Below are 12,093 nucleotides of genomic sequence, written 5' to 3'. Positions count from 1 at the left end.
CACCGAGCGCTCTCCCGCTGTTCACGTCGGGTTCGGCGACGGGCCCGGCCCCGCCCGGTCAGACGACGGTGCGGGCGGCGACCTCGTCGACGAAGGTGCGGACCCGCTGCCGGAACACCGGGTCGGTGGCGGCCCCGCGGACGGGCACGACGTGCAGCCGCCGGTCACCACGTCGCAGCGCCGGCCCGACGAACACCCCCTCGGCGACGTCCGGCGCGGTGGCCGACCAGAGCGTCGAGCGGGCGCCGTCCTCCGCGGTCCGGGCCATGCTGCGGGCGATCATGCCGCCGAGGCGCTGCGCGAGGGTCTCGGCCTGGTCGTTCATCCCCGTCGCCGCGATGCCGGGGTGTGCGATGACCGAGCGGACGTCCGAGCCGGCCGCGCGGAGCCGCTCACCGAGGTCGACCGCGAGCGCCGTCGCCGCCGTCTTCGAGTCGGTGTACACGGTGAGCTGCGAGTAGTCGCTCGGATCGTCGACCCCGCCCGGTGCGGGCACGCGGCGGGTGCGCTGCGACAGGTTCGACCCGACGAGGACGACCCGGGGCGACGGTCCGCCGAGCAGCGGGAGCATCGCGTCGGCGAGCACGGCCGGGCCGACGACGTTGGTGGCCCAGGTGCGTTCGATGCCCTCGTCGGTCAACCCGAACGCGCCCAGCGTCGCGCCGGCGTTGTTGACGAGGGCGTCCACGACGATGCCGTCCGCCACGAGCTGCCGGGCGAACGCCGTGACCGAGGCGACCGACGCGGTGTCGACGACCCGCGCCTCCAGGCCGACGGGCAGGACGCGAGCCGCCTTGTCGGGGTTGCGGACCGCCGCGATGACGCGCGCTCCGGCGGCAGCGAGTCGGGTCGCGACCACCAGCCCGAGTCCGCCGGTCGCGCCGGTGACCACCACGGTCTGGCCGCGCTGGTCGGGCATCGCGGACGGTTCCCACTCGAAGGTGTCCATTGGTCGTCTCCTGCTCACTCGTCGCCTGGAATCGGATGATCCATCCGGAACGGTAGCACAAGCGGATAGAGTGTCCGTATGACGATCGCGATGGCCCGGCCGGAAGCGCTGCGCTCCGATGCGCAACGCAACCGGACCGCGCTGCTCGACGTCGCCCGGTCGTTCGTCGAGCGGGGCGAGCAGCCACTCCTCAACGCCGTTGCACACGAGGCCGGTGTTGGTGTCGGGACCGCCTACCGGCACTTCCCGTCGCAGCAGCACCTGCTCGAGGCACTCGCGATCGATGCGCTCGAGGACATGCTCGACCTCGTCCGTGTCGCCGTCGCGCTGCCCGACGCGGCGGACGCGCTCCGGGGGGTCGTGACGGCTGCGTTCGGGAGCATGGTCGACGACGCGGCCCTCGGCGACCTGCTGACGAACGGCGGCTTCTCGTGCGCCGACACCGCGGCGCTCGCGGGCGACCTGGTCGAGTCCGTCGACGCGCTGCTCGCACGGGCACGGGCCGAGGGGCTCGTGCGTGCCGACGTCGACGCGGACGACCTGCGACGACTGCTGTGCGGGATGCGGGCAGCCGCCGTCGCCGGTGGCTCCCGGGTGCACGACCCCGAGCGCTACGTCGAGGTGCTGCTGGCGGGCCTCCGCCCGGCCTGACCACCACCCTCGCGCCCCGCGTGCCTCGCTGTCAGGATGGGCGCATGAGCGTCATGGTGTCCGTCTTCGATGCGTACCGGTCCCGCACGAGCGAGAAGTACACGGCCTACCCGCCGGACGTGCTCCCCATGTTCGTCGCCGAGATGGACAGCATGCTCGCCGAACCGATCCGCGACGCCCTGGTCACGGCGGTGACGAACGGCGACACCGGGTACGTCGGGCACGGACGGGCCCTGCCCGAGGCGTTCGCCGACTTCGCCGAGAGCCGGTGGGCATGGCGGGTCGACCCCGACCTGGTCCGCACCACCACGGACGTGTCGGTCGCGGCGGTCGAGGTGCTGCGCCGGGTCATCGAGCCGGGCGACCAGGTCGTCATCATGCCGCCCGTGTACCCGCCGTTCTGGGAGTACGTGTCCGAGGCCGGCGGCACCGTCACCGAGGTCCCGCTGCTCGCACCCGCGGGCCCGGCCGACCCCTTCGACACCACGGCCGGCTGGCGGATGGACCTCGACGGCATCGCGCAGGCGTTCGCCGACGGAGCCCGCACGGTGCTGCTCTGCAACCCGCACAACCCCCTCGGCCTGGTGCACGACCGCGCGTCGCTCGTCGCACTGGCGAAGCTGGCCGCCGAGTGGGACGCCGTCGTGGTGTCCGACGAGATCCACGCGCCGCTCGTGCACGCCGACGCGGTGTTCACGCCGTTCCTGGAGTCCTGCCCCGAGGCCGCGTCGCTCGGCGTCGCCCTGACGAGTGCGAGCAAGGCCTGGAACCTCGCCGGCACGAAGTGCGCGATGATGATCGGCGCCTCGGAGCGGGCCCGCGCCTGGTTCGACGGCCTGCCGACCGAGGTCGTCGAGCGCACCGGCATCCTCGGCTACACGGCGAGCGTGGCGGCCTTCAGCGAGGGTGGGCCGTGGCTGGCGTCACTGCTCACCGAGCTCGCGGCGAACCGGCGCACCCTGGCCGAGCGGATCGGCGACGTGCTGCCCGGCGCCGAGTACCGGCAGCCGCAGGCGTCGTACCTGGCGTGGCTCGATCTGCGGGCGCTGCCGTGGGGCGACGACCCCGCAGCGGAGCTCGTCGACCGGGCGAAGGTTGCGCTCGGCTCCGGCCCGGCGTTCGGACGGCAGGGCCGGGGCTTCGCGCGGCTGAACTTCGGGTGCTCGGCGGAGACCCTCGACGAGGGGCTCAGCCGCCTCGCCGCAGCCGCCAGGGGCTGAGCCCGAGCCCGACGCCTACTCGAACCGCTGCCAGGCCGGCTTGTTCGCGTACGTGTAGCGGTAGTAGTCGGCGAGCTGCAGCCCGGCGGCGGCTTCCTCGTCGACGACGACGGTCGCGTGCTCGTGCAGCTGCAGGGCAGAACCGGGCACGAAGGAGCTGAGCGGCCCCTCGATCGCAGCGGCGACGGCCGCGGCCTTCGACGGTCCCTGGGCGACGAGGACGAGCTCGCGGGCCTCGAGGATGGTGCCGAGCCCCTGCGTCATGCAGTGCGTCGGGACCTGCTCGGGCGAGTCGAAGAAGCGCGCGTTCGCGTCACGGGTCGACGGCGCGAGGGTCTTGATGCGGGTGCGCGAGGCGAACGACGAGGTCGGCTCGTTGAACCCGATGTGGCCGTTGGCCCCGATGCCGAGGATCTGCACGTCGATCCCGCCCGCGGCACGGATCGCGGCGTCGTACTCCTTGGCCGCGAACTCCAGGTCGGCGGCACGGCCGTCCGGCACCCGCACGCGCGAGGCGTCGAAGCCGAGCGGTGCCACGACGTCGCGGGCGATCACGGCCGCGTACGACTCGGGGTGCTCGAGCGGGATGCCGACGTACTCGTCGAGGGCGAACCCACGAGCCTCGGCGAACGAGATCTCGCCAGCCTGCACCCGGCGCTGCAGGTCGGTGTAGATGCCCTGCGGGCTGGATCCGGTGGCGAGACCGATGACGGCGGACGGCTTCTTGGCGACGACGGACGCGATCTTGGCCGCGGCGACGCGACCGACCTCGTCCGGCGTGGGCAGGATGATGATCTCCACACGGCAAGCCTACTGGTCATGACCAGTCTGCGACAGGGGTCGCATGGGTAGCGTGGAGGCATGCCGACCCCCGACTTCGTCCTGTCCCTGCGCGAGAAGATCGGCACGGCGCCGCTCTGGCTGTCGGGCGTGAGCGCCATCGTGACCCGCGGCTCCGGCACCGATCGCGAACTGCTCGTGGTGCGGCGGGCCGACACGGGCGCGTACACGCCGGTCACCGGGATCGTCGACCCGGGCGAGGAGCCCGCCGTCGCCGCCGAACGCGAGGTCCTGGAAGAAGCCGACGTCGTCGCCGTCGCCGAACGCCTGGCCTGGGTGCAGGTGCTGCCCGAGATGACCTACCCGAACGGCGACCGGTCGCAGTACCTCGACCTGGTCTTCGCCTGCCGGTACGTCTCCGGCACGCCGAACCCCGCCGACGGCGAGAACACCGAGGCGTTCTGGGCTCGGCTCGACGCCCTGCCCGACATGTCGGAGAACATGCGGGCACGCGTCGAGGCAGGGCTGGCCGACGAGCGCGAGACGCGCTTCCAGCGCTGACCCCACCGGCCTGGAGGCGCGGTGCCAGACCGCCACGGGCCTCCCGTCCGCCGTCGGTCGCGCCCACCCCGCCAAAGCGACAGAAGTCCGCGAAGCATCCGCGCCCATCTGTCGCTTTCGCGACGGTGAGCGCGGTCGCGAGCGCGATCTGTCGCTTTCGCGGGGGGGTGGAGCTACGCGAGCGGCGCGACCGCGACCGGTGCGCCGAGCAGGCGCACGGCGACGGGGTCGCCGGTGGCCCGGCGGTCGCCGACCTCGTGCTGGACGGTCACGACGGTGTCGTCGTCCAGGCGGACGGTGGTGCGGCGGATCGACCCGAGGAAGCTCGAGGTGACGACGGTGCCGGTGATGCCCTCGGGGGCGAAGGCGATGTCCTCCGGCCGGACGTAGGCGAGCACCGGCCCGTCCGGAGCCGAGGAGTCGAGAGCCGGCACCCGGAAGCCGTACACGAAGACGTCGCCCCCGCGCAGGTCGCCCTGCAGCCGGTTCGACTGACCGACGAAGTCCGCCGTGAAGGCCGACGACGGGGTGCGGTAGAGCTCCTCGGGCGTGCCGACCTGCTCGATGTCGCCCGCCTGCATCACGGCGATCCGGTCGGAGACGGCGAGCGCCTCCTCTTGGTCGTGCGTCACGAACACGGTGGTGATGCCGAGGTCGCTCTGGATGCGGCGGATCTCGTCGCGCAGCGACACCCGGACCTTCGCGTCCAGGGCCGACAGCGGCTCGTCGAGCAGGAGCACCCGGGGGCGGGTGACCAGGGCACGGGCCAGGGCGACGCGCTGCTGCTGCCCGCCGGAGAGCTGGTGCGGGTACCGCTCGGCGAACTCGCCGAGGCGGACCATGTCGAGGGCCTCGACCACGCGGCTCTTGCGCTCTGCGGCGGGGACCTGGCGCATCTCGAGGCCGAAGGCGACGTTCTGCCGCACCGTCATGTGCGGGAACAGCGAGTACTGCTGGAACACCATGCCGATGTCGCGCTTGTTGACCGGGGTGTCGGCGACGTCCTGGCCGTCGATGCGGATCGAGCCGGCGTCGATGGCCTCGAGGCCCGCCAGCGCGCGGAGCGCCGTCGTCTTGCCGCAACCGGATGGGCCGAGCAGTGACACGAACTCCCCCGGCTCGACACGGAGGGACAGTCCGGCGAGTGCACGGTGTGCGCCGTAGTGCTTCTCGACGGCGTGGAGTTCGACGACGGCACCGGTGGTGGCGAGGGACGCCGGGGCTGCCGGAGCGGTGACGGTCATGCGGACTCCTCGAGGCGGGGACGACGGGTGGTGCGGGTGCGGCGGACGCGGCCCGTGCGACGGGTTCCGATGCGGCCGATGAGGACGAGCAGCACGAAGCCGAACGCGAGCGCGGCGACCGAGAAGATCGCGGCGACGTACGGGTCGGTCCCCTGCACGAGCACGAGCCCGGTCTGGAACGTGCTGCGGGAGAGGAACGCCGCGAGGGTGTACTCGCCGAGGACCACGGTGATCGTGAGGAAGCACGCGGCGGTGATGCCCCGGCGCAGGTTCGGCAGGAGCACGCGCCAGGTGACGGTCCACCACGAGGCACCGAGTGAGCGGGCCGCCTCGGACAGGACGATCAGGTCCGTCGCGGTGATGGCAGCGGCGATCGGGCGGAACGCGAACGGCAGCGTGATGATCCCGATCGCGAACGCCAGCGTCCAGGAGCCGGACCCGAAGACCTGCGAGACGACCTGGTACACGGGGATGAACCCGACGACGAGCACCACGACCGGCACGGTGATCGGCACGATGCAGACGAACTCCAGGACGCTCCGGAGCCTGGGGTAGCGGAGCGCGGTGATGATCTGGGCGGGCAGCAGCACGAGCAGCACGATCCCGACGGTGATCACGGCGATGAGCAGCGACGCCCCGAGCCCGTCGAACACCGGCTGGTAGGTGAACGCGTTGGCCGGGTCACCGATCGCCGCCCAGTGCGCGAAGGTGAGCCCGCCGTCGGTGCCCTGCCGGAAGGTGAACTGCAGCAGGGCGACCAGCGGCACGGCGAACAGGAGCCCGATCACGGTGAGCACGATCGCTGCCGCACCACGGGACGGGGCCGTGCCGAAGCGGCGGACGCGGGACGGGCCTCCGAGCCGAACCGGCTTCGCCGGGCGGACCGGACGGACCGGGGCCGCCGCGCTCATCGCTGCCACCTCGCGGCACGGCGCTGCAGCAGCGAGTACGCGCCCATCACGACCGCCATCACGACGACCATGCCGAAGGCGAGCACCCCGGCGACGTTCTGTAACCCTGCGAGCGTCTCGCTGGTGAGCTGCGTGCGGATCGTCAGCGGCACGATGCCGCCCTGGGAGATGAGGGCCGCGGCGGTGGCGAACGACGAGAAGCCGTTCGCGAAGAGCAGCAGGAGCGACCCCCAGAACGCCGGCGCCAGGACCGGCAACGCGATCCGGCGCCAGTACGTCAGGCGCGAGGCGCCGAGGGTCGCGGCGGCCTCGCCCCACTGGGCCTTGACGCCCTCGAGGGCGGGCATGAACGTGAGGACCATGAGCGGCACCTGGAAGTAGACGTAGGGGATCACGAGCCCGGGCACCGTGTAGAGGAAGGCGCCGTCCGCGTTGAGGTCGACGTGGAAGACCGTGACCAACCACGTCGTGACGAGGCCTTGCACGCCGATCGTGGCGATGAACGCGAACGCGAGCATGACCCCGCCGAACTGGGCGAGGACGCTCGCCGCCGAGTCGATCATCGACCGGACCAGTCCGTCCGGCCGCAGTGCCGAGAGCGCCCAGCAGACGACCGCGCCGAGCACGGCACCGATGACCGCGGAGGCGGCGGACAGGCCGAACGACCCGCCGAACGCCCGCAGCACGGACGGGTCGGCGAAGGCCGCGAGGTTCGCGAACGTGAAGGCTCCGGAGCCGTCGAAGAAACCGCTGCCGATCGCGATCACGGCAGGGACGGCGAGGAACAGCAGGACGTAGGCGGCGAAGGGCGTCAGCCCCAGCCAGGCGAGGCCGACGCGGCGCCGGACACGGGGTCCGGCGCCGCGGCGGTCGGCATCGGCGGACGCTCGTGCGGACGTCGGGCGCACGGGGCTCGTCGCGCTCGTCGCGCTCGTCGCCGGTGCGGCGTCGGTCGCGGCTGCGCCGCTCGCCGCGGGCGCGTCTGCCGATGCGGTGGTCATGCTGCTCAGGACCCCATCGTCGAGGACCACTTGGCCTTGAGCACCTTGGCGGCGTCGGCGACCTGCGCGTCGGTCAGCTCGACGTAGTCCTTCGGTGCGCCACCGGCGGCGTCGAGGGCGTCCTGGTCGACCTTGCCCGACTTCGTCAGCGCGGCGAGGGTGGACGGGAAGGCGCCGGCCTGCAGGTACAGGTTCTGGACCTCGGGGCTGGCGATGTACTCCTCCCACAGGCGGGCGGCCGCGGGGTGCGGGGCGTCCTTGTTGATGGCCTGCGAGTAGTACGACCCGAGCGCCTGCCCCTTCGGGACGACGGTCTTCCAGTCCTGGTTGCCACTCGCGCCCGCCGCCGGGCCCCAGGCCAGGTTGTTGTACGACCACTGGACGACGACCGGGGTCTCACCCGAGGCGACGGTGGCCTGCGTCGGCAGCACGTTCTGGAAGTTGCCGGCCTGCTTGAGCTTGCCGAAGAAGTCGACGCCCTTGGTGATGTCGTCGGCCGAGCCGCCGTTCTCCAGCGCCGCCAGGTACACCGCGGACGCGGCCTGGTTCGCCTGCGTCGGGTCGCCCCCGATCGAGACCTTGCCCTTGTACTCGGAGCCGAGCAGGTCCGTCATGTCCTTCGGGGCGTCGGAGATCTTCGACGAGTCGTACCCGATCGACATCAGGCCGGTGTAGTCGCGCGTCCAGGCGCCGTCCTCGTCCTTCAGGTTCGTGGGGATGTCGTCCCAGTTCGCGACCTTGTAGTCGGCGAACAGGTCGAGGTTCTCCTGCAGCACGGCGTTGCCGAGGTCGAGCACGTCGGGGGCGGTGGACTGGCCCTTCTGCGACTTGACCGCGGCGACCTCGTCGGCGCTCGAGCCGTTCGGGTTCGCGGAGTTGATCTTGATGCCGTACTTCTTGGTGAAGCCGTCGATGATCTTGCCGTAGTTGGCCCACGTCGGCGGGAGCGTGATGACGTTGAGCTGGCCCTCGGCCTTGGCGGCCTTGACCAGGGCGTCCATGCCGCCGGCGGACTCGGCGCTGGTGGTGGTCTTCCAGTCGGCGTCGCCCTTGCTCGTGCTGGCGGAGCTCGTCGAGGAGCATCCGGCGAGGGTGACGACTGCGGCGGCGGCCAGGGCGATGCCGGCCAGGGTGCGCTTGTGCTGCACGGGTGGGCCTTTCGGGTGGGGGAAGGTGCTGCGGGGACCGGGTGTCCGGGTTCTGCTCGATCGTGGACGCGGCCGGTTTCCGGCCCGTGCTCCGGTGGTGAACGACGGCGGAACAGCGGGTGCGGCTGTACGCTTTGCTCGTTCTGGGCGCAGGGTCGCGCCCACACCAGGCCTGGAGGCACGGATGCGGTTCACGACGACGGTCCTGCAAGCGCGGAAGACGGCGACCGGACTCCCCGTCCCGGAGTCCGTCATCGAGGCACTCGGATCCGGCAAGCGCCCCGCGGTGGTCGTCACGATCCACCGGGGCTACACCTACCGGTCCACCGTCGGGGTCATGGACGGGCAGTTCCTGGTGCCGCTGTCGGCCTCGCACCGTGCGGCCGCCGGGATCGCCGCCGGGGACACCGTCGAGGTCTCGCTCGAGGTCGACACCCTGCCCCGGACCGTCGACCTGCCGGAGGACCTGGCCGCCGCGCTGCAGGAGGCCGGCGTGCGTGCGGCGTTCGACACCCTGTCGAACTCACGGCAGCGGGCGCTCGCCGACCCGGTCACGCAGGCGAGGGCCCCGGAGACCCGGGCCCGGCGGATCGCGAAGGCCGTGGAGTCGCTGCGGGGGTAGGGGTCGGGCGGCCTGGTCGTTCCGGGCGTACCTGGTCGATTCGGGCGTACCTGGTCGGAAGTTCTCGCCAGGTATGCCCGAAAACGCTAGGTATCGCGGGCGTTCTGGGAAAGAACGGGCGCGCTCAGGCCCCGAGCTCGACCAGGACCCGCGGGATCTCGGTGACGAGTTCGCTCGCCAGGTACCCGAGCGGCCCGACCTGCACCGCGAGTCGGTCACCCGCGGCAGCGTGCACGTAGGACGCCCACGCCACGGCCTGTGCCGGATCGGCGCCGCGGGCGAGCAGCCCGGTGACCGCACCGGACAGCACGTCGCCACTGCCACTCGTGCCGAGACCGCCGGAGCCGGTGCCCTTGAGCCACGCCCGGCCCTGCGGTGTGGCGATGGCGTCGCCGAGGGCCACGACCGCTCCGAAGCGGTTCGCGATCGCCACGGCGTCGGCCACGTCGTCGTCGCTGCACTCCCGCCCGAGCAGGCGTTCGGCCTCGCCGGAGTTCGGCGTCATCACGAGCCGTCCACGCAGCGGTTCGAGGCGGTCCCGCACGTCGGCAGCCACCCCGAGGGCGAAGGCGTCGAGCACGACGGTGGTCTGCGGACCGACGACGTCGGCGAGCCCGGCCACGAGGTCACGCGAACCGTCCGGCTCGTCGAGCCCCGGCCCGACAAGCACGGCATCGGCGCTCGAGGCGCTGTCCGCGATGCCCTCGATCGCACCGACGGCGATGTGTCCGTCCTGGTCCTCGTCGAGGGGTTCGACCCCGGACTCGGGCACGGCGACCGCGACCTCGTTCGCGACGCTCCGGCCGACCGCCAGGGTGAGTCGACCGGCGCCGACGCGGAGTGCGGCGAGCGCGGAGAGCATCGCGGCGCCGGGGGTCCGAGCGGCGCCGCCGACGATGAGCACCTGCCCGCGGCCGTACTTGCCGGCACCGGGTTCGGGCAGTGGCCAGTCCCGCAGGAAGTTCGGGGTGACGGGTTCAGTGGACATGTTCGTCGTCCTTCCGGCCGGTGTGCTGGGTGACCTCGTCGTCGTCCAGGTGTCCGATGGAGGAGAACTCCTCGAGCACCCACGGCGATCCGGCATCATCACGACGGAGTCGGGTGAGGGAGGCGTTCGCGACGGCGTGGGTCCGGGCGAACTCCATGAGCGCCGGCTCGTCGAGGTCGAGGCACACCGCGACGGCGAGCATCACCACGGCGTCGTGCGCGGCGATCACCAGGCGCTCGGCGCCGTCGACCCGCTCGACATCGCCGAGGAGCGACCGGAGCCGGAGCATCACGTCCGCCCACGACTCCCCGCCCGCCGGCCGGTGGTAGTACTTGCCGAGCCACTGCCGCCGGCGTTCCTCGTCCGGGTACCGGTTGCGGACGCCCTGCAGGGTCAGTAGGTCGAGGACGCCGAGTTCACGGTCGCGCAGCCGCTCGTCCACCCGCTTCTCGGGTTCGGTGATGCCGGCTGCCTCGAGCGCGATCGCGATCGTCTGCTGCGCACGGAGGTACGGCGACACCCACAGCGCGACGGGGACGTCGTCGATCCCGCGGTCGGCGAGCTCCTGGCCGAGGGCACGGGACTGATCGGTGCCGAGCGGGCTGAGCGGGACGTCGGCGTCCCGGAACTCGACGTCGATCACGTCGTCGCCCGCGGCTTCGGCCCGAGCCGCTGCGACGTTCGCGACCGATTCGCCGTGACGGACGAGCCAGATCTCCTGCACTGCCATGCCGCCACGCTAGCCAGAGCGTGCTGTGCCGGTTCACCGGCGCCGGACGGTCACTCCGCGCGGCGCCGGAGGGTCACCCCGCGCGGCGCCGGACGGTCACCCCGTACGGAGCCGAGCGCTCCGGACCGGTCGGACGGCACACGGGAGCCCCGCCGCCCGGAGTCGCAGCGCCAGCGCATCGAGGTCGAACAGGTCTCGCCACTCGAGCCGGATGATCGTCCGCACACCCGGCACGGTGAGCAACCGACCGTGCCGCCGCTTCTCGTCGAGGAACACCTCGGTCGGACTCCGGCCGCCCAGGTAGCGCTCCTGGGAGTACTTGGCCCGCCCGTCGATCTCGACGATGACCCCGTGGTCCGGGAACCAGAAGTCGACTGTGGACCGACGTCCGTCGACGACGAACTCCTGCTGCAGCACCGGGTCCGGAAGCCCGAGCTCCCGGAACACGACCCGAGCGAGCGACTCGGCCGGTGACCCGGAGCGAGCATCGGCCAGGTCGAGCACCTGCTGCGCCAGGGCTCGGGCGCGGGCCTTCGGAGGAACCGCTCGTCGGAGGTCGGCGTCGTCGAACCCACGTCGCAGTGCGGCGTCCGCGATGACGACGCCCGCCCGCAGGTCGCCGGTCATCGCCACGTCGACGACGGTCCGGGGGACGGAGGTGACCGCGATCGCACCGACCGTGGCCCGTTCGCCCCGGCCGACGGGTCTCGTGTGCAGGACCAGCTCGGCGCTCCGGCCCCGGTACATCGACTCGGGCACCGTCGCGTGCACCGGGACGTCCCACCCGCCGAGCGCTGGGAGGCCGTGCAGGGCCGCCGCGGACAGGTGCGAGGCCGTCGCCCGCGTGCCGAGTCGACCGAGCCGCGCGAAGACCCGGGTGACGTACCGCTGACGAGGCCCGGCGGCGTCCCACGCGGCACCGTCGACGAAGGCGTTCGGTCCGACCCGGACCAGGCGGCCGACACCCTGGGTCCGGGTCCGGCGGCGCAGGGTGGTGGCGTCGAGGCCGGCCTCGTGCATGGCGGAGGCTCGGAGGATGGGCAGCGACTCGTTCATGCACGTGACGATGCCGGACCGGCCATCCGTTCCGGAGGCCGATGTCGGGAACTGTGGACGGGCCTCCAGGCCTGGACGGTTGTGGAGGGGAGACGTTCCTTCCCAGAACGGCCGCGATGCCAAACGAAATCGGGCATACCTGGCCAGAAGTTCCGACCAGGTACGCCCGATTCGACCACCTACGCCCGATTCCACCCGGCCCGGCCCGCGCCCGCACCCCACACCCGCACCC

General features: G+C 72.3%; 13 protein-coding genes. 4 read left to right on the top strand and 9 right to left on the bottom strand.

Going from position 1 to position 12,093, the window contains the following annotated elements; translation table 11 throughout:
• Positions 1-58: 58 nt before the first annotated feature.
• Positions 59-949, bottom strand: coding sequence for an SDR family NAD(P)-dependent oxidoreductase (locus DEJ09_RS15115; RefSeq protein ID WP_111089127.1), 891 nt, complete (start codon positions 947-949; stop codon positions 59-61).
• A 78-nt stretch (positions 950-1,027) separates the two neighbouring features.
• Between DEJ09_RS15115 and DEJ09_RS15110 the strand changes: the two genes are divergently transcribed.
• Together DEJ09_RS15110 and DEJ09_RS15105 are read left to right on the top strand one after the other, a co-directional pair.
• Positions 1,028-1,600 (top strand): TetR/AcrR family transcriptional regulator, encoded by a 573-nt coding sequence (locus DEJ09_RS15110; RefSeq protein ID WP_111089126.1) that lies wholly within the window; start codon positions 1,028-1,030, stop codon positions 1,598-1,600.
• Positions 1,601-1,644: 44 nt separating this feature from the next.
• Positions 1,645-2,820 carry a MalY/PatB family protein gene (locus DEJ09_RS15105; RefSeq protein WP_111089125.1) on the top strand — a complete coding sequence of 392 codons (1,176 nt, stop codon included), beginning with the start codon at positions 1,645-1,647 and terminating at the stop codon, positions 2,818-2,820.
• A gap of 15 nt (positions 2,821-2,835) precedes the next feature.
• On the opposite strand, the gene nagB is transcribed toward DEJ09_RS15105, so the two are convergent.
• The gene (nagB, locus tag DEJ09_RS15100; RefSeq protein WP_110895274.1) at positions 2,836-3,621 is read right to left on the bottom strand and encodes a glucosamine-6-phosphate deaminase; all 786 of its coding nucleotides are present in this window, start codon (positions 3,619-3,621) and stop codon (positions 2,836-2,838) included.
• 60 nt (positions 3,622-3,681) lie between these two features.
• Between nagB and DEJ09_RS15095 the strand changes: the two genes are divergently transcribed.
• Complete coding sequence (locus tag DEJ09_RS15095; protein WP_111089124.1) at positions 3,682-4,161, top strand: NUDIX domain-containing protein; 480 nt, start codon at positions 3,682-3,684, stop codon at positions 4,159-4,161.
• Positions 4,162-4,334: 173 nt separating this feature from the next.
• Here the strand turns inward: DEJ09_RS15095 and DEJ09_RS15090 are convergent, their stop codons facing one another.
• Genes DEJ09_RS15090 through DEJ09_RS15075 form a run of 4 tightly spaced genes read right to left on the bottom strand, consistent with a single transcriptional unit; the run spans position 4,335 to position 8,465 of the window.
• Positions 4,335-5,405, bottom strand: a complete 1,071-nt coding sequence (locus tag DEJ09_RS15090; RefSeq protein WP_111089123.1) for an ABC transporter ATP-binding protein — start codon at positions 5,403-5,405, stop codon at positions 4,335-4,337.
• A complete protein-coding gene (locus DEJ09_RS15085; protein WP_084740745.1) occupies positions 5,402-6,316 on the bottom strand; it encodes an ABC transporter permease in 915 nt (304 codons plus the stop codon). The genes DEJ09_RS15090 and DEJ09_RS15085 overlap by 4 nt, the downstream gene beginning before the upstream one ends.
• A complete protein-coding gene (locus DEJ09_RS15080; protein WP_258373923.1) occupies positions 6,313-7,317 on the bottom strand; it encodes an ABC transporter permease subunit in 1,005 nt (334 codons plus the stop codon). Before DEJ09_RS15080 ends, DEJ09_RS15085 begins: the two co-directional genes overlap by 4 nt.
• 5 nt (positions 7,318-7,322) lie before the next feature.
• Positions 7,323-8,465: an ABC transporter substrate-binding protein gene (locus DEJ09_RS15075; protein ID WP_111089121.1), complete on the bottom strand. Its 1,143-nt coding sequence runs from the start codon at positions 8,463-8,465 to the stop codon at positions 7,323-7,325.
• Between the two features lie 184 nt (positions 8,466-8,649).
• Here DEJ09_RS15075 and DEJ09_RS15070 point away from each other — a divergent pair, with 184 nt between their 5' ends.
• Positions 8,650-9,087 carry a YdeI/OmpD-associated family protein gene (locus tag DEJ09_RS15070; RefSeq protein WP_111089120.1) on the top strand — a complete coding sequence of 146 codons (438 nt, stop codon included), beginning with the start codon at positions 8,650-8,652 and terminating at the stop codon, positions 9,085-9,087.
• A 124-nt stretch (positions 9,088-9,211) separates the two neighbouring features.
• Here the strand turns inward: DEJ09_RS15070 and DEJ09_RS15065 are convergent, their stop codons facing one another.
• The 3 genes from DEJ09_RS15065 to DEJ09_RS15055 form a co-directional block, all read right to left on the bottom strand.
• A complete protein-coding gene (locus tag DEJ09_RS15065) occupies positions 9,212-10,075 on the bottom strand; it encodes an NAD(P)H-hydrate dehydratase (RefSeq protein ID WP_111029028.1) in 864 nt (287 codons plus the stop codon).
• Complete coding sequence (locus DEJ09_RS15060) at positions 10,065-10,805, bottom strand: histidine phosphatase family protein (RefSeq protein ID WP_111089119.1); 741 nt, start codon at positions 10,803-10,805, stop codon at positions 10,065-10,067. The genes DEJ09_RS15065 and DEJ09_RS15060 overlap by 11 nt, the downstream gene beginning before the upstream one ends.
• Positions 10,806-10,901: 96 nt before the next feature.
• Positions 10,902-11,861, bottom strand: a complete 960-nt coding sequence (locus DEJ09_RS15055) for a hypothetical protein (protein WP_111089118.1) — start codon at positions 11,859-11,861, stop codon at positions 10,902-10,904.
• Positions 11,862-12,093 lie beyond the last annotated feature (232 nt).

The sequence above is a fragment of the Curtobacterium sp. MCLR17_055 genome (assembly GCF_003234305.1).
Taxonomy (GTDB): Bacteria; Actinomycetota; Actinomycetes; order Actinomycetales; family Microbacteriaceae; genus Curtobacterium; species Curtobacterium flaccumfaciens.
Note: the sequence above shows the minus strand (reverse complement) of the source record. Positions and strands in the feature narration are given on the sequence as shown.

Coding starts and splice junctions, on each gene's coding strand:
- DEJ09_RS15115 (WP_111089127.1), bottom strand. CDS start 949: ATGGACACCTTCGAGTGGGAACCGTCCGCGATGCCCGACCAGCGCGGC.
- DEJ09_RS15095 (WP_111089124.1), top strand. CDS start 3,682: ATGCCGACCCCCGACTTCGTCCTGTCCCTGCGCGAGAAGATCGGCACG.
- DEJ09_RS15060 (WP_111089119.1), bottom strand. CDS start 10,805: ATGGCAGTGCAGGAGATCTGGCTCGTCCGTCACGGCGAATCGGTCGCG.
- DEJ09_RS15105 (WP_111089125.1), top strand. CDS start 1,645: ATGAGCGTCATGGTGTCCGTCTTCGATGCGTACCGGTCCCGCACGAGC.
- DEJ09_RS15065 (WP_111029028.1), bottom strand. CDS start 10,075: ATGTCCACTGAACCCGTCACCCCGAACTTCCTGCGGGACTGGCCACTG.
- DEJ09_RS15085 (WP_084740745.1), bottom strand. CDS start 6,316: ATGAGCGCGGCGGCCCCGGTCCGTCCGGTCCGCCCGGCGAAGCCGGTT.
- DEJ09_RS15070 (WP_111089120.1), top strand. CDS start 8,650: ATGCGGTTCACGACGACGGTCCTGCAAGCGCGGAAGACGGCGACCGGA.
- DEJ09_RS15080 (WP_258373923.1), bottom strand. CDS start 7,317: ATGACCACCGCATCGGCAGACGCGCCCGCGGCGAGCGGCGCAGCCGCG.
- DEJ09_RS15090 (WP_111089123.1), bottom strand. CDS start 5,405: ATGACCGTCACCGCTCCGGCAGCCCCGGCGTCCCTCGCCACCACCGGT.
- DEJ09_RS15055 (WP_111089118.1), bottom strand. CDS start 11,861: ATGAACGAGTCGCTGCCCATCCTCCGAGCCTCCGCCATGCACGAGGCC.
- DEJ09_RS15110 (WP_111089126.1), top strand. CDS start 1,028: ATGACGATCGCGATGGCCCGGCCGGAAGCGCTGCGCTCCGATGCGCAA.